Source organism: Rothia nasisuis (assembly GCF_928381405.1).
Classification (GTDB): Bacteria; Actinomycetota; Actinomycetes; order Actinomycetales; family Micrococcaceae; genus Rothia; species Rothia nasisuis.
Window position 1 is genome coordinate 134,053 of sequence record NZ_CAKMSB010000003.1, and the last position, 19,539, is coordinate 153,591.

Here is a 19,539-nt window from a genome sequence, read left to right on the forward strand (position 1 = left end):
CAAGGAGCACCATGCATTTCCATCACAACGGCTACGTTTCCCGTGACCCCCGCATCGAAGAGCCCGCCGGTTACGGCATAAACCGAGCCCCTGAGCTGCCCGACACCATGGACGTGCTCATCGTCGGTTCCGGCCCCGCCGGTATGATTGCCGCCGCCCAGCTCTCCCAGTTTCCACACGTCAACACTCGTATTATCGAACGTCGAGCTGGCCGACTCGAACTCGGCCAGGCTGATGGCATTCAGGCCCGCTCCGTCGAAACCTTCCAGGCCTTCCGCTTTGCCGAAGAAATCACCCGCGAGGCCTACCACATCACCGAGATGAGCTTCTGGAAGCCCGACCCCGAAAACCCGCGCAATATCGTCCGCACCGCCCGCCCAGCGGACGACCCCCACAAGATCAGCGAATTCCCCCACCTCATCGTCAACCAGGCCCGCGTGCTCGACTACTTTGCCGACTTCGCCCGCAACTCAGCCGGAAAAATCACCCCCGACTACGGCGTCGAATTTCTGGGGCTAACCATGGACGAGAGCCAGGACTACCCGATTGAAGTCACCGTGCGCTACACTGCCGGTGAGCGCGAAGGTGAAGAACGCACCGTGCGCACCAAGTACCTGGTCGGTTGCGATGGCGCCCGCTCCGCCGTGCGCAAGTCCATCGGCCGCACCCTCTCAGGGGACGCCGCCAACCACGCCTGGGGCGTCATGGACGTGGTCGTTTCCACCGACTTTCCCGACTGGCGCATGAAGTGCGCCATCAACTCCACCCAGGGCTCCATCCTGCACATTCCGCGCGAAGGCGGCCACCTGGCCCGCATCTATGTTGACCTGGGCGAAGTGCCCGTGGGCGATAACCACGCCGTGCGCTCAACCCCCATCGAAAACATCATCGACCGCGCCAACTCCATCTACCACCCCTACTCCATCCAGGTGAAAGACGTAGCCTGGCACTCGGTCTACGAGGTAGGCCACCGCCTTACCGACCACTTCGATAACATTGACACCGAGGCCCGTGGCAGCCGCACCCCCCGCGTCTTCATCACCGGGGACGCCTGCCACACCCACTCCGCCAAGGCCGGGCAGGGCATGAACGTCTCCATGCAAGACGGCTTCAATATCGCCTGGAAGCTAGGGCACGTGCTGGACGGCCGCGCCCCCGCATCCCTGCTTGATACCTACTCGAGCGAACGGCAGGAAATAGCAAAGAACCTGATTGATTTCGATAAAGAGTGGTCATCGCTCATGGCCGCCAAACCCGAGGACCTACCCAGCCCCGAGTACCTGGAAGAGTTCTACGTGAAGACCGCCGAGTTCCCGGCCGGCTTTATGACCGAGTACAAGCCCTCTATGCTGACCGGTGGCACCGAGCACCAGCACCTAGCTACAGGTTTCCCAGTGGGCAAGCGCTTCCGCTCTGCCCGCGTCAACCGCCGCGAAAACGCCTACCCCCGCCACCTGGGCCACGAGGCTGCGGCCGATGGCCGCTACCGACTCTACGTGTTTGCAGACGCCGCCCACCCGGCGTCCGCAGATTCAAAGGTGCGGGCACTGAGCGACTTTTTGATTGAGAACCCCGAGTCTCCTTTTGTGAAATTCCGCCCCGCTGACGAAGATTTTGATTGCCGCATTGTGCCGCTGGTGATCTACCAGCAGCTACACACCGAGTTTGAAACCACCGACGCCCCAGCCGCCTTCCGACCCCTGGTAGGCAAGTTCGGCCTCGAATACTGGGAACACATCTACAGTGTTCTGCCCGATGAAGATATCTTTGCTGAGCGCGGGCTCAGCCGCGACGGAGTCCTAGTGGTAGTACGCCCCGACCAGTATGTGGGCGCTGTACTGCCCCTGGCTGATCACACAGGTTTAGCAGACTACTTCAAGGGGGTGTTTCGCGAACCCTGAGACCTCCTCAAAAGACCGCACCCTCGGCGCCCCAGGCTCACTGCGAACCTGGGGCGCCAGATTACTTTTAAATAAGCTTCATACTGTGAAATAACTCCTTATGCCTCAATATGTGAGTGCACACACATCATATCTAACTGCACTCTCATGCAAATACTTTTATATCAACTGTGAGTAGAATAATCTTCACCGCATATCAAAATATCCGGTGTTCCCCACCCCATCGAACGCCTTAGCACTGGAGGACTACCATGGCAAGAAAAGTCATTATCATCGGGGCTGGGTTCGCGGGCCTCGTTGCTGCAAGAGAACTACAGACCCTCGGTCATACTACAGAAATCTTCGAGGCACGAAACCGCATTGGCGGTCGCGCCTGGACCGATAATCGACTGGGCGTTCCACTCGAAATGGGGGCAACCTGGGTTCACTGGATGCAGCCTAATATATGGAATGAAATTACACGTTACGGGCAAACAATATACCCATCACCCTACACAGAAAAGGCCTATTGGGTCACCGAAAATAGGGTGATATCAGGGACGGAAGCAGAAATTGATGAAAAGATTTCACGCCCCATGTACAAAATATTTGAAAATTCCAAAGAATTCTTTCCTAATCCACATGATCCGCTCAAAATTTTAGATCCGGGCTTTCCTGACCACGACAATTTACGTGAAAAATTTAGAACGGCAGATCACACCTCTCCGCTAGATTTGCTGCGCACCGGGGAATTCACCCAAGAGGAAATCGATCTCTGTGATGCCTACTGGTCCGCAGGTTTCATCGGTGACCCCGACAGGGGCTCCTCCCTCATGCCAAAACAATGGGCAGCACTATCGCATCACAACCTTCCTCTCATGGATGACATCACTCTGCGCTGGAAACTCACTAACGGCATGCGGGGCCTCTACGAAAACATCGCTCAGGATCTTACCTGCCCCATTCATCTTTCAACGCCTATCACCAGGGTAGAACACCACGAATCCGGTGTAACGGTCTTTCTAGAAACCGGGGAGTCCCACCGGGCTGACGCCGTCATCATAACCGTTCCGGTCGGCGCCCTGGGGCATATCGACTTCACCCCAGCCCTACCTGCCCCCATGAATACGGTGATAGAAGAAAAATGGAACTCAACCGGGTGTAAGGCCTGGATTAAGGTTAAAGGCCACCACAATATCTTTGCCTACGCACCTCGACCGGCCAAACTGACCATGATTCGTTCGGAGCTTTTTCTCGACGACAACACCACCATTCTGGTTGGTTTCGGTCCGCAACATGAAGCTATGGACGTCACCAACCTTCACGATGCGCAGGAGGCCATTAACCGGTGGCGACCAGACCTTGAGGTACTTGACTGCACCGGTCACGACTGGGTGGCCGACAAGTGGAGCGGACAGGCCTGGGCGACCCTGCGTAAAGGCCAGTTCATTGAGGGGTGGAGTGCATTTGCTAACACCTCCACCCGCTTGTACTTTGCAGGCTCTGACTATGCCAAAGGCTGGCGCGGTGTAGTTGTTGAAGGTGCCCTCGAGACGGGAGTCGCTACGGCTCGGCGAGTTCACAACGAACTATCTGCAACCGACAGCTAAGAACCTTTCTCTAGCAGGTGTGCCCAGGCACACCTGCTCTATAAAACTTATTCGAAAGGGGCCCAGCTCCCCAGGCTTGTACCGCATACAAGCCTGGGGATTAGGGACAAAGAGACTTACGAACAAGCCTCCATCTTCACCCCTTAATATTCAATATTCAAAGAAGAGAATAGCTATGTCTGATCGCGTCTCACGCCCCTCCCCTGGCAAACTTTCAACCACGTCACTCGTCCTGATGATTATCGCAGCGTCAGCGCCGCTCACCGTCCTTGCTGGCGGTGTAACCACCAACTATGCTGTCTCCGGACTGATAGGGGTACCCTTCACCTACCTGGTTCTCGGAATCATCCTGCTCATATTTGTTGGCGGCTACGCCATCATGAGCACCAAAATCCAAAACTCAGGAGCCTTCTACGCGTATGTCACGGCAGGCCTGGGCCCACGGCAGGGAATCGCCTCAGCAATCTTGGCCCTCATCTCTTACAACATGATGCAGATAGGCCTTTACGGAATCTTTGGTTTCTCCGTCTCTACAACCCTCAACTCACTCACCGGGGTCAGTCTTCCCTGGTGGCTGTGCGCTTTGGTGGGCTGGGCCTTTGTTGGGCTCCTAGGCGCGAGATCTATTGATTTATCGGCTAAAGTGCTCGGCACCCTCGTCCTCCTAGAATTTGTTGTTGTGATAGGGGTGAGTGTCTTCTCACTGTTCGTAGCACCAGAAGGGATTAGTAGTACCTCTTTACGCCCGTCCGAGTTCTTCGTTCCCGGCATAGGCGTGCTCTTAGCTTTTGGGTTTGCTGCCTTCATGGGGTTTGAATCGGGCGCTATCTATTCTGAGGAGACCGTCAACCCTCACACAACCGTAGCCCGCGCAACCTACATAGCGGTTACAATTATCTCTCTTTTCTACATGCTCTCCTCGTGGGCTTGGACCATGGGGGTTGGCCCCAGCGTCATAATTGAGCAATCGGGTGAATACGGCCCTGACCTACTCTTTGTCTGGCTGGGAGGCTTCTCTACCCTGATAGCGAATACGGTCAACGCCCTCTTCGTTACTAGCCTTGTAGCAGCACTTTTGGCCTTTCACAACGCTTCTGCCAGATACTTCCTCGCGCTAGGCAGAACCCAGGTAATCCCTCGCTTCTTTGCGCGGAGTAATCAGGCTCAAGTTCCCCTAGGGGGCTCCCTCGCGCAGAGCTCCCTGGCTCTTATCGTCATAGGAATCTTTGCCATAGCCGGTAGCAATTCAGAACTGGGGGAACTATTCCCGGTCATCACTCTTTTCACGTGGTTCACTAACGCTGCAGCATTTGGGCTGGTCTTTCTGCTGGGCATCACCTCGGTAGCTATGTTGGTGTGGTTCAACAAACAGAGTGAGCGTTACAATCTGTGGGTGCGGGCGATAGCCCCGTTTCTTTCAGCTGTTTTCTTTGCGCTCATCGCTGTTCTGGTTCTCTGGAATTTTGATCTCATGATTGGGGCTGAAAGTTTCTCCCCATTAGTGGTTATTATGCCGGGAATAATCATTGCTTCTGGGGTGGGCGGCCTTATCTGGGGGCATATCTTGGGCAGGCGAAACTCCGATATTTATCGGCACTTTGAAACAAACACCTTCTAGGGGAACTTGCGTAAGCCCAACGGCCCATGGCCTCAAGGCCCTATTTATGTGCTTCTAGGGGTTGGCACCTTTTCGCTGTGACCGCACTGGGCACCTTCTTCGAAGAAGGCAACCCCGCCGAAAACACAGGTAAGCCTGGGCAGGGGCTAGGTTTTTACCAACCCTCGCACTATGCCCTCAAGGAGAACTTCAAATTTCTCCAGCTCTTGACCTTGGTCCCCAAACTGGCAGTCAGTGATACCCAAAAGGGCCGCACCATGAACCGCCGCCCAGAGAGCCCACACAACCTGCCAGGAATCTGGTGCCTTCAGCTTCCCCTGAATCTGAAGTCTCTGCACCGCAGTCGCCAGGGGTTCAATTGGTTCCCGGTCTGCCTCCTGAGACTTAAAATGACCTCCAAACATAACGCCATAGAGAGCAGGGTTCCCTAGAGCCCACCCATAATAAGCACGCCCCAATTCCTTGAGGTCTGCTACAGCATCTTCACTTACCTCTACCTCGCGCTGGGCACGTACAAAAGAGTTGCGGGCCTCAATAGAGACTGCCCTAAGCAAATCATCCCGCTTTCCAACAAGGGAATAAATAACCGTGGTGGATACTCCAGCGCGAGCAGCAACCGCACGAAGAGAGAGATGGCTCAAACCCTCATCCACAATAATCTGCGCGGCTGCCATGATGATTTTTTGATGGTACTCGGCTCCATACACAGTAGGTCTTGACACCCCATAAGGTTATCACTAGCCTTTTAATAACACTGTTATTTAATCACTGCCTGCACCTAGGAGAAACCATGCAAGGGCTCAATTTGGGGCGTTTCACCTCATCAAACTCACAAGACGTGACCGTATTTATGCTGGGGTTGCGCATCAATTCAATCATGCGCCCAGACGCCTATCTACCGGTAATGAAAGCCTATCTGAACATGGTGAAATATCTAGAAAACCACCCCGAAACGGGCTTTCTAGGGCAAGAAACCTGGCTCAAACGCACCACAGTCTCTATACAGTACTGGGAAAGCCCTCAAGCACTACAGGACTTTGCCTCCAACAGCTCTGCACCTCACATGCAGGCCTGGCGGAATTTTGCTCAACAAGCCAGCCCCCACGTGGGGCTCTGGCACGAAACCTATCAGGTTCCAGCAACTGCCAGGGAATGTATCTACTTCAATATGCCAGCCTTTGGCCTAGGCAAAGCGAGAGGGCTTGAGGCAATAGGCAAAGAAACCGCAACCGCCAAGCGTCGAATGTCGCGCTGGAAAAACCCTAACAAATAGGCATTTTTCTAGTCAGCCTGCGAAGAGCTAGTTTTCCCTTGCTGCTCACCTGCGTTGGCCTGGTCAATACGCTTGGCCAGGCGCTCCTTCTCTTCAGCCTCACGCCGCTTAGCCTCAGTTTCTCGGCGGGCCTTAGCCTCAGCGTAGAGTTTGGCAGAAGACCGATTAATGCCCGTACCCTCACCCAACGACTCGTCGTTAGGCTTCTCCACCAGAATTAGGGTGGCGCACATGACCAGAGTGACCACGAAAACGGCACCCGCAACAGTCAGGGCCAGCACAAAGTTAGGGGTGTTGTTGGTGCCGCCGGTCGCAAAAATAACAATGCCTAAAAAGGCGACCAGGGCCAGCACAACCGCAATAACCAGCGAGCCACGCACCTGGGCTTTAAATCCGCGCTGGGGTGAATCACTCTTCTGAGCCACGAAATTTTCCTCCATGAATATACGCTCCCACCAGTCTACGGGGTCTAGCCAAGTTTTACCGGGCCGCCACCATCTGGCTCCGCAGCACCTAGCGACCGTGGGCAACCCCGCGCAAGGTCAAAGCCCCCACCACCAAAAAAATACCGGCCACCAGGGCACCACCACCGGCGGTTCCCATAATCGCCTTGTCACCAATCTCAGATACTACGGGCAGGGCCGCCGCCGAGAGCGTCACAATGGCTCCTTCTAGCTGCCAGTCCCGTGCCACTGGGTTACTAGCCTTAGTGCGCATACCGGCCAGTAGTTTGAGCACGCCAGTCAAACCCAGCACACAAGCAGCAATCAGGGTCAGCCAGAACTCCCCACGCGGGGCAACAAAAGTTAGCACACCGCCAGCAGCCTGAACCAGGGCGATCGAGGTAAAGGCCTGGGCTGTGCTGGCGTCGCCTACCCGGCGTAGGGTTTGGGCAGTCAGGTACGACGCCCCCGCGTAGCCCAGCATGTAGAGCCCCAGCATGACGGTGATGACGCCCAGGTTCGGCTCCTGCCAAAAAACCGTGGTGAGACCAAAGGCCAGAAAGACCAGGGCATGCACCAGTGTAGGGCGAACCAGGGCACCCGCTAGCTGCGGGTCAAGAGAGCCAGAAGAGGGGGCGCTACCGCCCTCAGTTGCGTGTGTGTGCTGGGAATCAAAAGTCACCCCACCAGTTTAACGGTGCAAACTGGGAGCGTGCTCAGAGGTTACAAACGGGCAGAAAGGAACCCTGGCGCGATGGGCTGTAAGCGCCGCAGCCTCCACGCACAGAAACGACTTGTCAGCCACCCCACGCCGTCAGGACGCCGCGCAAAAGCGCCAGCCCAGCGCCAAGTTGACGGTCACCCACCCCGCCGAAGCCCACCACCAACCCGTAGAGGGGGGAGGCGCCCTGCATGGCTTGACCCATGTGCGATCGTGACGACCAGTAGTTGCCCAGAGGCGCAACGAGCACACCGGTAGCTGCTGCCCGGGCAACCAGGGTCTCTTCGGTCAAGTCGTCTGCAGCGGGCAGGTGGAGCACTGCGTGCAGGCCTCCATCCATAGGCAGGGCCCTCACTCCATTCACATCGGCCAAAGCTTCGATAACCTGCTCCCGGCGCCCCCTGTATACACGGCGCATCCGGGCAGTGTGGCGTCGCACCCCGCCGGCAGCCAGAAAGGAGGTCATGGCATCCTGCACCAGCGTAGACACAGGGTTGCCCAGGTCAGAGCGCAATTCGAGCAGGTCTTCTCGGAGGTGGCTAGGTACCAGCAGATAACCCAGAGCAAGGCCAGGTGCCAGCATCTTGGCAAAGGATCCCAGAGTTATCACCCGGTCAGACCCCCACCGAGAGGGGTGCAGCTGCGCGCCTCCGGGCAAAGAAGGCCGATCAAGTGAGGCCAGGGCGGGCAGAGGGTCACCGGTGTAGCGTAGCTCTGAGTCATAGTCGTCCTCAACAATCAAGGCTCCGTGTTCACGGGCCCAGGCCAGCAGTTCGAGGCGGCGAGCCACCGGCATGGAGGCTCCCAGCGGGTACTGGTGGCTGGGAGCTACGAGGACGAGGTCAGGCTGCCGGTCACCACCGGGCAGGCAGGAAGGGTCAAGACCGTCAGCATCAACCGGTATCGGTAGAATTTCATGCCCAAAGGTAAGGGGGATACGATGCAGGGAGGGGTAGCCGGGGTCTTCCACAGCGATGCGTAACGGCCGGTTGCGCACACGGCGGCGCAGGGCGGTGAGCACGAGGCGGAATCCATCGCGGGCACCGGCAGTCACGAGCAGGTCGTCCGGGTCACACAGTACCGAACGCACCAGACGTAGGTGTTCCACCAGCTGAGAGCGCAGTTGGGGCGACCCTGCGGCGGGGTAGCTGGTTCCGGGGCTAGCTGCCGCCGCACGCCAGGCTGACCGCCAGGTGGCCGATGCCAGCAAGGCCGTATTCGGGGAGCCGGGGCGCAAATCGAGCGGGGCCTGGGTGGTTTCAGCAGGAGTCGGCTGGCTAGTCACCAGGACACCCCGGCCCACCTGGGCCTGCCGAGCAGGTAAAAGTTCGAGTGCGGCGGGTGATCTAGCCCCCGGGCTGCCGGGCGTCATCGCCCTAAAACTCAGGCTGTCAGCCACCCGGGTGCCACCCTTCCCGGTCACAAGGTAGCCCTCCCCCACCAGCTGCTCATAGGCAAAAACAACCGTTCCACGTGAAACGTTGAGCCGCTCACTCAGAGCCCGAGTCGATGGGAGCGAATCACCCGCCACCAAAAAACCACCCACAATGAGTGACCGTACCTGTTCAGCAAGCTGAGAGGGCAGTGATCCCGGGGCAGAACGCGATACACTCACCGGCAACTGGTCAAACCGAGAATACCCCGCCATTCATGCCCTCCTCCATAGATAGGGAATACCCATATAAACCTTCCACCGATACTAGCCCAAGCTCGGGCGTTTCTGTTGAGCACCGGCGTCCCTGCGCACTCAAAAGGCAGGCACCCGCCACCCCACGAGGGTAGCGGGCACCTGCCTCAAGAAAGCGAACTACCGGGGCTTTACACCCTAGCTCTAGCTTGCTACTTCTATTGAGAAGCTACTTTTAAAGGTTGATTCAAAATGGCCAGGCACCCCAGGCTGACAGCGAAGCCACTGGGCTACATTGAGCGCAAGCCTGGGAGCCCGGGGCTTTTGAATAAGCCTCTTCTTAGCCCACGTATTCCCATACGCGCACATAGTCGACCTCAATGGCACAGTCACGGGTAGACCCGGCAAGACCGCCCCAGTAGGCATTACCGGCCTGCATGCACAAGCGAATGTTGAACTTCTCGCCGCTCGGTAGGGCAGCCCGGTAACGAGGATCCTCTGACGAGACAAACAGATACTCGATTCCGTCAAAGAAGAACCTGATACCCGCCGGAGTTTTCTCAACAGCCCAGGTGTGGTACTCGGTGGCAAGGTTCTGACCGAGCACGGGAATCAGAGCGTTCTTCTTAGCCTTGTTACCCTGCTCCTGACCGTAGTGCACGGTGCCTTCAGAGCGGTTGGAGATATCAATCTTCTGCTTACCTGAGGCATAGCCGTAAGACTCGGAGATGTCGATTTCACCGAGGAAGGCGGTGTTATCAGGGCGCATCCAGATACCTCCCCAGGCGCCAATATGTTCGGGCGTTGAGGCGGGTTGCTTGGCGCGGTACTCCAGGCGGAAGCTCTCGGCAGAGAACTTACCCACGGTATCGATGTACCCGGTAGCCCAGTCACGCCGTTTACCGTCACCGTAGGTCACGGGAGCGGCGAGCTTCTTGAGCCAAATCTTGGTGGAGGAATCACCCATGGTCACAGCCTCCTTGAGGATGACGCCGGAGTCGAAACCAACGTAGGACTTGTCACGCACACGCCATTTGGTGCTGTCGAGAGCACCGCCGCTGAAGTCATCTTCGAAGATGAGCCTGCCCCAGCCTGCCGCGGTGGTGCCCCCACGGTGCTCTCCCCAGTGATCAGACTTGGCTTTTTCAAGCCGAATCACGTGGGTGCTGGGCACAGCTCGACCAGCGTAGACGCTGGCACCGGTACCGATGCCCTGCGGGGTTGCGCTAAAGGGCACCTGGTTATCGTTGACGACCAGGCTTTCGGCGGCACCGCCGGCAACGATGACTTGGGCAACCAGTCGGGTTGCGCGCACGGAAAGAGCCAGTTCATAGGAGAAGGAGCTGGTAGGTGCAGTTGCCGCGAGCACCCGCTGCCCCAACAGGACGGTACGCCGATCCATCACTCGCTCGATATGCAGGGTCATGGCACCGGTGAAATCGATGGATAGCATCGCGGTGTAGTAGTCGCGGCTGTTCCCGGTGCGCCGTGCAATAACACGGGTGTATATGGTGCCAGCCGTGGGGCGCGCAGTGGTGTAGGTTGCCTCAACCAGGGCATCTGAGTGATTGGTGCCCAAGGGAGTAAAGGAGCGGGCATCAGTGAAGGCCTGGGTGAAAGGTGAGGTATACGCGATATCAGGGAGGCGGGTAAAACGCAGAATACCTGAGTTCTGGCCCTCACCATTGAGTACGACGCCGGTATTGGCGTGCGCTGTCTGTGTGGACAACGCGGTGGCAATGCCGGTTGCTGCGGTCAGCGACAGAAAGTTGCGACGGGATACAGAAAGCATAGTTTGGGGTCTCTTTCATATCGTATATGTGTGGAGTTGGAGTGCTCTTGGGGAGAGCTGGGGTAGTGAGAGATTCTTAGCGAATCTCAATGGCGAGCCCTGGGGAGGGTTCAATTGACTCCTATGTGGAGTCTATGTGTTTTTGAGCTGCCCCTTTGCACTTCGATTGAAAACTTTATAGGACTTTTGGGGGACAAAATAACGAAATAGGGGACAAGTCCGCAACTTTCTCCGTCAACCAAATCAATTGCACTTGTCAGATGCTATCTGACAAATTTTTATTTTTTTCGTAAAACTTTCGTAAAGAAGGGCTGAGTGCTCACTCCTGCCTCAAACAGCCCATTTTTCAAACTTTTGTCCCCACTTTGACCGGCAAAAATCAGGTTTTGGGAGGCACAGATGGTGGCAGGCCGCAACCCCCTGGCTTAGACCCAGTGAGAGCGGAGAAGGCAGTCGCAGTATCTACCGAGGCTAGGCCAAACACGGGGTTCCCCGTAGAGATTAGGGTGTGGGGGCCACCCAAATCCCTCCCTGGCTTTGTCCACTCATTTGCGAGCATCGCAACACGCCCTGACGCTCTCAGCAGAAATCATTACCCCGTTTGAAGTAACAGTATGGTCTAAAAAATTTATTAGAAACTGGCTCTATTCTTAGACCAGCCGTGAAGGCACAGTAGAAAACATGACCGAAACTAACACCACAGAAACCACCGGATCCCCCCTCGTCAAGCGCGGCCTGGCCGACATGCTCAAGGGCGGCGTCATCATGGACGTCGTCACTCCCGAACAGGCCAAAATCGCTGAGGACGCCGGGGCCGTGGCCGTCATGGCACTTGAGCGGGTGCCAGCTGACATCCGCGCCCAGGGCGGTGTGGCCCGCATGAGCGACCCTGACATGATTGGGGGAATCATTGACGCCGTCTCCATTCCCGTTATGGCCAAGGCTCGCATCGGCCACTTCGTTGAGGCCCAGATTCTTGAACACCTCACGGTGGATTACATCGACGAATCCGAGGTACTTTCTCCCGCTGATTACGTCAATCACATCGACAAGCACACCTTTAAGGTGCCCTTTGTCTGCGGCGCTACCAACCTGGGTGAGGCCCTGCGCCGTATCACCGAGGGCGCTGCCATGATCCGCTCCAAGGGTGAGGCTGGCACCGGCGATGTCTCTGAGGCCACCAAGCATATTCGAACCATCAAGACCCAGATTGCCGAGCTGCAGGCCCTGCAGGCCACCGCCCCCGATTTGCTCTACGTTAAGGCCAAGGAACTTGCCGCCCCCTACGAGCTGGTGCGCGAGGTGGCTGAGACCGGCAAGCTGCCCGTCGTCCTTTTCACCGCCGGCGGCGTGGCGACCCCGGCGGATGCTGCCATGATGATGCAGTTGGGTGCGGACGGTGTCTTCGTTGGCTCTGGCATTTTCAAGTCGGGTAACCCCGAGGCCCGTGCCAGGGCTATCGTTAAGGCGACCGCCTTCTACAATGACCCGGCTGCTGTTGCGGATGCCTCTCGCGGTTTGGGCGAGGCAATGGTGGGTATCAATGTGGCAGATTTGCCCGCCCCGCACCGCCTGGCGGAGCGTGGCTGGTAGTGAATTTTCCGAGCGAGCGAGGAAATAAAAATTCACTACCAGCGCCGAGCATAGCGTAGCGGCGAGGCGAGGAGCGGGCGAGCGTAGCGAGCTCCTTCCGCCCCCAGGCGAATCAAAAAATCATTTTTACCGCCGAGCATAGCGTAGCGGCGAGGCGAAGACAGGGCGAGCGCAGCGAGCACCTCCTCGCCCCCCCAGGCGAATCAAAAAATCATTTTTACCGCCGAGCATAGCGTAGCGGCGAGGCGAGGAGCGGGCGAGCGCAGCGAGCGCCTCTTCACCTCATGAAAGGATGGGATTCTCATGAATACACAGCGTGTGGGCGTCCTTGCCCTGCAGGGTGGGGTCGCCGAGCACGCCGCCCTGCTGGAGGAGCTGGGGGCGCAGGTGGTTTTGGTCAAGCGCCCTGAGCAGTTAGAAAATCTAGATGCCCTGGTGCTTCCCGGTGGGGAATCCACGACCATTGACCGGTTGACCAGGATATTTGGCCTACGGCAGCCCCTGATTGAGGCTATTGCGGGTGGCCTGCCTACCCTGGGCACCTGCGCCGGGCTGATTCTTCTGGCCCGAGACATTGAGGACCCGGCAGCTGGCCAGCAGACCCTGGGCCTGCTTGATGTGACCGTTCGTCGCAACGCCTTTGGCTCCCAGGTGGATTCGGTTGAGACTGAGCTGACCTGGGGGGATGCCGGTACGGGCGGTGCTGGGCGTGAGACGAGTGCAGGCAGGCAGGTGCCGGTTAAGGCCGCCTTTATTCGTGCCCCTATTGTCACCCGGGTAGGGGCGGACGTCACCGTCCTGGCCCGTCACGCCGGGCAGGTTGTCGGGGTGCAGCAGGGCCACCTGCTGGGTGTCTCTTTTCACCCGGAGCTCACCGGCGACACCACCGTGCACCGAGCCCTGCTGGACCTGGCTAGCCGGGCGGGGGCGTCCTAGAAGCGTCCGCCTCCCCCGCCGCCGCTAAAGCCCCCGCCGCCACCGAAGGAGGAGCCGCCCGAGAAGCCACCGAAGGAGGAGCCACCCCCTGACGCTCCCGAATTTTCTGGCACATGGTTGCTACCCGAGTAGAGGTGGGGCATGGTCGCATAGAGGGGCAACCAGGCGTTAAAGGTGGGGGCGTAGCGGGTGTAGGTGTCCTTGGTTTCCGTTTCCTGCTCGGCCAGCTCAGCCTCCCGCTGGTCGGGGTCGACCGGGGCGGTGCGGTTGGCGTAGCGGTATTTGATGTAGTCACGGCGCATATCGTCGGGAATGCTCAGGCCGGGGTTTTCTTCCTTGGCCCGGCGCATCTCGTCCTCGGCTGACCGCTTGACCTTGCGGTAGTCGCGGAGAACCCACCCAACAATAATGGCGGCAATGGCACCTAGAGTGCCCAGAACGACCCAGAGAATCAGGTTGCTATCGGCGCTCTCGCTTTCTGCCGCCGTGTAGACCTCGTCGATAGTAGCCTCAAGCCCGGCGGCGTAGTTGCCGTCGGTCAGGTAGGGGCCCAGGGTGTCGTTGGCGATGGTCTCCGCCTCGGAGTCGCTGATGTATTCACCCGCTCCGTCTGCTACAGCGATGAAGGTTTCGCGGCCCTGCATGTCAATGACCAGTACAGCGCCGTTGTCTTTACCCTGGTCGCCGACGCCCCAGGCCTTGCCCAGGTCGGTGGCGTAGTCGGGCAGGTCAGTTAGGCTCTGGTCGGTGGTGTAGATAGCGAAGCGGGCGCGGTCGGTGCCGCGGTTTTTCTGGTCGATGAGGTCGTTGAGGCTGTTCTCTTCGGCGTCGGTGAGCAGGTTAGCGTCGTCCCGAATATTGCCGGAGGCCGGCGGGGCGGGCGCCTCTGCTGCTTGGGCTGGGGCAAAGGTGAGGGGTGCGAGGGTGAGGACGCCCGCCGCAACCAGCGCGGGCAGGGCAACGAACCTGCCAAGTGGTTTTCCGCTCCGGTTCTGGCGGCTTTGGGTATCGGCCTGGTGAGTCACGGTTGCGTCCTTTCTGGCGTCGGGTAGCAGGCGTCTTTACCTGCTCTCACCGCCAGCGTAGCAAGCCTGCTGATAAAAGGCCTCCCCCGGCAGAATGAGTTACGGCCTAGAAGGTCCCCAGCCCCGTTGCCTCCTGGGTGCGATAGACCAGGGTTTGCAGGGCAGGTTTGAGGACGCCGCCGCCTGCCTTAGCCTCATAGGGCAGGGTAAAGGTGGCTTCGGCCCCCTCTACCGGTTCGTTATTCCAGATGAGGGACCAGTAGGCGGCAAACTCCTGAGCCAGGGCAGAATCACCCGCAGCCCGCACCCGCAGACTGGTTTCTAGGTTGTAATTACAAATATTGCGGCGAGTAAAATTACCCGATCCGCTCACAAGCTCAAAGCCACCCGCATCAGCATGCGCCGCCGGGTCACGGAACACCGCCAGGTACTTGGGGTGAAACTGTTCGCCATCTGTGGCGTACCAGCGCACCTGCACGCCTGCGTCCATAAGTTCTCGCGCAACGGGCAACGCAGGCAGGCCGGTTTTCTTGCGGCCAAAAGCGTCAATATTGAGGTCAAGCACCACCTGCACCGACACCCCGCGAGTCACGGCGGCCTTGAGCCCGGCGATAACAGCTCGCTCTGCCAGGTAGAACATGCCCAGGCAGACCCTATCTCCTGCGTCAGCACCGGCCAGCATCTCCAGCACCGCATCGCGAATACCGCCCTCGGTCACCAGCTGCACCTCAGCCTCACTCTCCGAGCCCAAAGAAACCTCAGCAGCCCTGAGCCCCCGTAGGTCACGGGCAAGGTCGGGGGCAGAAAAGTCAAGTACGGCCAGTTCGCTGGCCAGCAGATCAGCCACCACAGGCCCAGTAACCCGCAGGCCCAGGTTGGAGTTGGGTGCAGAGGCGTCATGCGGGTTGGCTGAGCTGACCACGGCCTCAGACTCAGACAGGGCCACCTTGCGGTGGTTGGCCTTGAAGTTGAAGAGGCGGGCATAGGCATTGGGCGAGACGCGCGGCCCACCGGGAGCTAGAGCATTAGGCAGGACGGCAGGCAGCTGCGGCAGGTGGCCCAAAAGCGCCCGGTAGACACCGGAGTAGGCGGGGTTGGAGTCACGCAGGGCCTCCAGCCTGGTTTCAACCACCTGCACCCCGGCGGCCCGCAGCTGCTCTAGGTGGGGTAGGGAGTAGCTACCGTAGAAGGTATTGATGGGGTCGGTGATGAGCACAATGGGCATGCCGGGGGCAGCTGCCCGTTTGGCCAGGAGGGCATCAGTGAGGCGCTGTGAGAGGGCCGGGTAGGTGCTACCTCCAGAGCGGTCATAGTCGCTGTTGAAGAGGAACATGTCGAGCATTAAGAAACTCTCAGCCCGCTCAATCACCCCCTCAACCGCCCTAAAAATCTGCTGGTTAGTCTGGCTTTCACTACCAGCGCGATAGGTGAGGTCAGCCAGCAGCTCCACCTGCCCGCCTCGCCAGAGGCCGGCAACACTCAGGCCAGTTGGCAGGGGCTTGTAGCGGTGGTAGAGGGCGGACGCCGCCGCGGCAGCACCGCAGGCCAGGCCAGCGAGAGCAAGGGGACGAAAGGGTCTATTCATGCTCCCAATCTACCTAGAAGGCCTATCTTTTAGCTCACACACTCGCCACTTGCCAATATTCTTTACAGGTGTAAAGTTTACATCTGTAAGAAAAACTGCCAATCGAGGACGCACCATGACCCCCACCGCAGAAGAGACCCGCGCCGCCGACCCGCGTCCGGCCCGCTCCCGCGCCGCCCTCATCGAGGCCGCCACCAAGGCCCTCACCGCCAGTAACCCCGGCAATCTCAGCATCACCGTGCTCGTCAAGGCGGCGGAGATCAGCCGCCCCACCTTCTATCAGCACTTCACCGACCTGCACGAACTCATCCACACCGCAGCCCTCACCAAGCTCAGCGCCGCCTTCGATACCCTAGCTCCTGCCGACCCCGGCGAGTCTGTTGCGGTCTTCACCAGCGAGGTCAGCACCAACCTGCTCAAGCAGCTACAGGCCGATGCCATCTTCTACCGCAGGGTGCTGGCGATTTCAGGCAACTCCTCCCTGGTCACCGAACTCATCGGCTTCCTCAGCCACCGTTTCCTCAGCCGCCCGGCTGTCACCGAACGCTTCACAGCCAAAACCCCCAGCCTGACCAGCGACTACGCCCAGTTCGTTGCTGCCGGAGTCGCCTGGCTCGCCGTGCGCTGGCTGGCCACCGACTTCACCGGCGAGCACACCGCAGAAGCCACCGGCGAGCGCCTGGCCCAGATGATGCAGGCAGCTCTCTCCTAGCCCGCCCCTTATACTTTTACTACCCCTACACCCTGAAAGCAGGTGGAATCCCGTGCCGTCAACGCGCGCTAAACGCCCCAAGCTCCACGACCGGTTCAGCCCCATGAAGTACCTGGTGCTACTGGCCATCATCATCATCCCCTCGATTTACTCGGGTATTTTGACCTGGGCAAACTATGACCCTACGGGCACGATTGATGCTGTTCCGGCGGCGATTGTGAATGAGGACGCCCCGGCCACCACCGCAAGCGGCGACACCCTTAACCTGGGGCGGCAGCTGACCGATGAGCTGCTGAGCAACGACAGCTCGCAGAACTTTGACTGGTCAACCATGGGCGCTGATGAGGCCCGGGCCAAACTCGAAAACGGTGAAATTCAGGCGGTGCTGACCATTCCCGCCGACTTCTCAGCCAACGTGGCCTCGGTATCTGAAAATGACGCCGCAACAGCTCAGACCGCTAAGCTCACCATTACCACCAATGACGGCTCCAACATTATCTCGGGCAATATCGCCAGCTCCCTGGGCACAGCGGTCACCGATGCTCTAGCCAGCCAGGTTTCCACCGAGTATCTCAACAATATCTACGCAGGTTTCACCGATATTCACGATTCTTTGGGGCAGGCTGCGGATGGGGCCAGCCAACTCGCTAACGGTTCCGCCAGTGCCCAGGAAGGCTCCGACCAGCTGGTCGTGGGCCTGACCGACCTCAAGTCCGGCAGTAGCGAGTTGAGCTCGGGTGCGAGCACTCTTGCGGACGGGGCCACCCAGGTCAAGAGCGGTGCAGGTGAGCTGGCATCCGGCTCTGCTTCTCTAGCCGACGGGGCTAGCCAGGTGAACGACGGCGCTAGCTCTCTGGCGTCCGGGGCCACCGACCTAAACAGCGGGGCAACCTCCCTGGCGTCCGGCGCTGATAGCGCTGCCAGCGGCGCAGCCTCCCTCTCAGACGGCCTGAGCCAGATTAACTCTGAGGTATCTGCCCTGCCCGAGCAAATCCCTGCCCTGACCGAGGGCATGGGCTCACTGGCGTCCGGTGCGGACGGCCTTGCCAGCGGGGCCCAGAATCTTGAGGACGCCGCAGGGCAGCTGGCCAGCGGGGCCACCACCCTGTCGGACGGAGCGGATGCCGCCCTTACCGGGGCCCAGACCCTAGCCGACGGGGCAGGGCAGCTGCACACTGCCACGGGCACCCTGACCTCCGGGGCGAGTGACCTGGCTACTAGCTCCCAGGCCCTTGTTGATAACTGGGGCCTGCTGACCGATGAGCAGAAGCTTGCTGCCCTACAGCAACTCAACGCGGGGGTGTCTGACCTGGCAGGCGGGGCCAGCGCGGTAGATACAGCCGCCGGGCAGCTCTCGGCGGGGGCAGACACCCTGGTCGGCGACAACTCGAGCGGCCTGACCAAGCTCTCGGCGGGGGCGTCCGACCTCGAGGGCGGGGCCAGCCAACTGGCCAGCGGCACAACCTCTCTTTCTGACGGGGCAGATACCCTGAGCCAGGGGGCCTCCACTCTCGACAGTAAGGTGAGTACCCTCTCCACAGGTTTGAGCTCCCTGGTGACCGCTATCTCCCAGGCTAATGACGGGGCCGCTTCGCTCGCATCAGGCACCGGTGAACTGGCCAGCGGGGCGAACACCCTGGCCGAAGGTACCGGCACACTCTCATCGGGCGCGTCCAGCCTGGCTGAGGGCACCAGCTCCTTGGCCAGTGGGTCAGCCACCCTCAATGACGGGGCCCAGACCCTAGCCGAGGGCACTAGCAGCCTGAGTGATGGGGCAAGCAGCCTAGCTGGCGGGGCTGCAACCCTCGATGAGGGGGCTTCCTCAGCCGTGGACGGGGCCTCTTCCCTGGCCAGCGGTCTGAACAACCTAGAGGACGGCAGCAGCCAGCTGGCGACCTCCCTGGGGGATGCCGTGGGGCAGGTCCCCAGCTACACCACCGACCAGGCCAGCGAACTCAGCGCGGTGACCAGCGACCCCGTGACTGTTGAGAAGACCCGCCTGAACGAGGTACCCACCTACGGTCACGGCCTGGCCCCCTACTTCATGACCCTGGGCCTGTGGGTTGGCGCGATTGCCTACTTCATGATGTACCCGGCCATCTCCAGCAAGTTCGCCCGCGGCGGCCACTCCGGCCTGCGCACCCTGCGCGGGGCCCTGGTGCCGGTACTCCTGATAGGTGTTCTTCAGGGCGCGGTCATGTCCCTTATTCTCCACTCCTGGGTGGGCATTGAAGAGGTCAACTTCTGGGGCCTGACCGGCTTTGCCATCCTGACCTCCATCACCTTCCTAGCCATTAACCAGGCTCTCATCGCCCTGCTGGATGCCCCCGGCCGCTTCATTGCCCTGATTCTGACCGTGGTTCAGATTGGCGCGGCGGGCGGCACCTATCCGATTGAGACCGCCCCTGCCTTCCTACAGGTTATCCACCCCTGGCTGCCGCTGACCCACGCCCTGGAAGCCTTCCGCTCCCTCATCGCCGGCGGTTCTATCGGCCTAACCTCGGGTACCGTCTGGCTGCTGGGCTGGATCACCCTGGCTATTGCGGGCACTGCCCTGAGCATCTGGATCCGCCACCGCCGCGAAGACAGGGCCGAAACTGAGCGCCAGGCTCGCCGCAGCGCCCTGGCGAGTGCCTAAGTGGTACCCGGCCCCAACCGCCCCTGTAAGATGGGGTTGGAGTCGCCGTATCGGGCGGCCCATTAACACACCCGCCCGCCGACGTA

Annotated in this window: 16 protein-coding genes; 8 read left to right on the forward strand and 8 right to left on the reverse strand. The window is 59.5% G+C overall.

Translation table 11 applies throughout. The features are described 5' to 3' along the window. Positions 1-11: 11 nt before the first annotated feature. From L6966_RS03790 to L6966_RS03800, 3 genes are all read left to right on the forward strand, one after another. Positions 12-1,901, forward strand: a complete 1,890-nt coding sequence (locus L6966_RS03790) for an FAD-binding monooxygenase (protein WP_237232891.1) — start codon at positions 12-14, stop codon at positions 1,899-1,901. Between the two features lie 251 nt (positions 1,902-2,152). After that, a complete protein-coding gene (locus tag L6966_RS03795) occupies positions 2,153-3,490 on the forward strand; it encodes a flavin monoamine oxidase family protein (protein WP_237232892.1) in 1,338 nt (445 codons plus the stop codon). Positions 3,491-3,665: 175 nt separating this feature from the next. Continuing rightward, complete coding sequence (locus L6966_RS03800; RefSeq protein ID WP_237232893.1) at positions 3,666-5,108, forward strand: APC family permease; 1,443 nt, start codon at positions 3,666-3,668, stop codon at positions 5,106-5,108. A 146-nt stretch (positions 5,109-5,254) separates the two neighbouring features. Here the strand turns inward: L6966_RS03800 and L6966_RS03805 are convergent, their stop codons facing one another. Then, complete coding sequence (locus tag L6966_RS03805) at positions 5,255-5,782, reverse strand: TetR/AcrR family transcriptional regulator (RefSeq protein ID WP_143539139.1); 528 nt, start codon at positions 5,780-5,782, stop codon at positions 5,255-5,257. Between the two features lie 41 nt (positions 5,783-5,823). Between L6966_RS03805 and L6966_RS03810 the strand changes: the two genes are divergently transcribed. Further along, complete coding sequence (locus L6966_RS03810; protein ID WP_237232894.1) at positions 5,824-6,381, forward strand: DUF4188 domain-containing protein; 558 nt, start codon at positions 5,824-5,826, stop codon at positions 6,379-6,381. 8 nt (positions 6,382-6,389) lie between these two features. Here L6966_RS03810 and L6966_RS03815 read toward each other — a convergent pair whose 3' ends face one another. The 4 genes from L6966_RS03815 to L6966_RS03830 form a co-directional block, all read right to left on the reverse strand. Further along, complete coding sequence (locus L6966_RS03815; protein ID WP_237224469.1) at positions 6,390-6,806, reverse strand: hypothetical protein; 417 nt, start codon at positions 6,804-6,806, stop codon at positions 6,390-6,392. 88 nt (positions 6,807-6,894) lie between these two features. Then, positions 6,895-7,506, reverse strand: coding sequence for a hypothetical protein (locus tag L6966_RS03820; RefSeq protein WP_083091894.1), 612 nt, complete (start codon positions 7,504-7,506; stop codon positions 6,895-6,897). 115 nt (positions 7,507-7,621) lie between these two features. Then, positions 7,622-9,193 carry a MocR-like pyridoxine biosynthesis transcription factor PdxR gene (pdxR, locus tag L6966_RS03825; protein WP_143539138.1) on the reverse strand — a complete coding sequence of 524 codons (1,572 nt, stop codon included), beginning with the start codon at positions 9,191-9,193 and terminating at the stop codon, positions 7,622-7,624. A gap of 319 nt (positions 9,194-9,512) precedes the next feature. Further along, on the reverse strand, positions 9,513-10,964 hold the full coding sequence (locus tag L6966_RS03830; RefSeq protein ID WP_237224466.1) for a glycoside hydrolase family 16 protein: 1,452 nt from the start codon (positions 10,962-10,964) through the stop codon (positions 9,513-9,515). Positions 10,965-11,645: 681 nt separating this feature from the next. Between L6966_RS03830 and pdxS the strand changes: the two genes are divergently transcribed. Beyond that, positions 11,646-12,557 (forward strand): pyridoxal 5'-phosphate synthase lyase subunit PdxS, encoded by a 912-nt coding sequence (gene pdxS / locus L6966_RS03835; RefSeq protein WP_083091892.1) that lies wholly within the window; start codon positions 11,646-11,648, stop codon positions 12,555-12,557. A gap of 35 nt (positions 12,558-12,592) precedes the next feature. Here pdxS and L6966_RS03840 read toward each other — a convergent pair whose 3' ends face one another. After that, the gene (locus L6966_RS03840; protein WP_237232895.1) at positions 12,593-12,739 is read right to left on the reverse strand and encodes a hypothetical protein; all 147 of its coding nucleotides are present in this window, start codon (positions 12,737-12,739) and stop codon (positions 12,593-12,595) included. A 121-nt stretch (positions 12,740-12,860) separates the two neighbouring features. Between L6966_RS03840 and pdxT the strand changes: the two genes are divergently transcribed. Beyond that, positions 12,861-13,493 carry a pyridoxal 5'-phosphate synthase glutaminase subunit PdxT gene (gene pdxT / locus L6966_RS03845; RefSeq protein WP_083091891.1) on the forward strand — a complete coding sequence of 211 codons (633 nt, stop codon included), beginning with the start codon at positions 12,861-12,863 and terminating at the stop codon, positions 13,491-13,493. On the opposite strand, the gene L6966_RS03850 is transcribed toward pdxT, so the two are convergent. Next, entirely contained in the window at positions 13,490-14,518 is a 1,029-nt protein-coding gene (locus L6966_RS03850; protein ID WP_237232896.1) for a TPM domain-containing protein, read from the reverse strand. The two genes, pdxT and L6966_RS03850, sit on opposite strands and share 4 nt — an antisense overlap. A 106-nt stretch (positions 14,519-14,624) precedes the next feature. After that, entirely contained in the window at positions 14,625-16,103 is a 1,479-nt protein-coding gene (locus L6966_RS03855; RefSeq protein ID WP_237232897.1) for a phospholipase D-like domain-containing protein, read from the reverse strand. A gap of 115 nt (positions 16,104-16,218) precedes the next feature. Here L6966_RS03855 and L6966_RS03860 point away from each other — a divergent pair, with 115 nt between their 5' ends. Both L6966_RS03860 and L6966_RS03865 read left to right on the forward strand, forming a co-directional pair. After that, positions 16,219-16,815, forward strand: a complete 597-nt coding sequence (locus tag L6966_RS03860; RefSeq protein WP_237232898.1) for a TetR/AcrR family transcriptional regulator — start codon at positions 16,219-16,221, stop codon at positions 16,813-16,815. Between the two features lie 52 nt (positions 16,816-16,867). Next, entirely contained in the window at positions 16,868-19,453 is a 2,586-nt protein-coding gene (locus L6966_RS03865; protein ID WP_237232899.1) for a YhgE/Pip domain-containing protein, read from the forward strand. Positions 19,454-19,539: the final 86 nt, after the last annotated feature.

Excerpts from the sequence above, each read along its gene's own strand:
- L6966_RS03860 (WP_237232898.1), top strand. The coding sequence starts at position 16,219 with ATGACCCCCACCGCAGAAGAGACCCGCGCCGCCGACCCGCGTCCGGCC.
- pdxT (WP_083091891.1), top strand. The coding sequence starts at position 12,861 with ATGAATACACAGCGTGTGGGCGTCCTTGCCCTGCAGGGTGGGGTCGCC.
- L6966_RS03790 (WP_237232891.1), top strand. The coding sequence starts at position 12 with ATGCATTTCCATCACAACGGCTACGTTTCCCGTGACCCCCGCATCGAA.
- pdxS (WP_083091892.1), top strand. The coding sequence starts at position 11,646 with ATGACCGAAACTAACACCACAGAAACCACCGGATCCCCCCTCGTCAAG.
- L6966_RS03855 (WP_237232897.1), bottom strand. The coding sequence starts at position 16,103 with ATGAATAGACCCTTTCGTCCCCTTGCTCTCGCTGGCCTGGCCTGCGGT.
- L6966_RS03795 (WP_237232892.1), top strand. The coding sequence starts at position 2,153 with ATGGCAAGAAAAGTCATTATCATCGGGGCTGGGTTCGCGGGCCTCGTT.
- L6966_RS03805 (WP_143539139.1), bottom strand. The coding sequence starts at position 5,782 with ATGGCAGCCGCGCAGATTATTGTGGATGAGGGTTTGAGCCATCTCTCT.
- L6966_RS03800 (WP_237232893.1), top strand. The coding sequence starts at position 3,666 with ATGTCTGATCGCGTCTCACGCCCCTCCCCTGGCAAACTTTCAACCACG.
- pdxR (WP_143539138.1), bottom strand. The coding sequence starts at position 9,193 with ATGGCGGGGTATTCTCGGTTTGACCAGTTGCCGGTGAGTGTATCGCGT.
- L6966_RS03830 (WP_237224466.1), bottom strand. The coding sequence starts at position 10,964 with ATGCTTTCTGTATCCCGTCGCAACTTTCTGTCGCTGACCGCAGCAACC.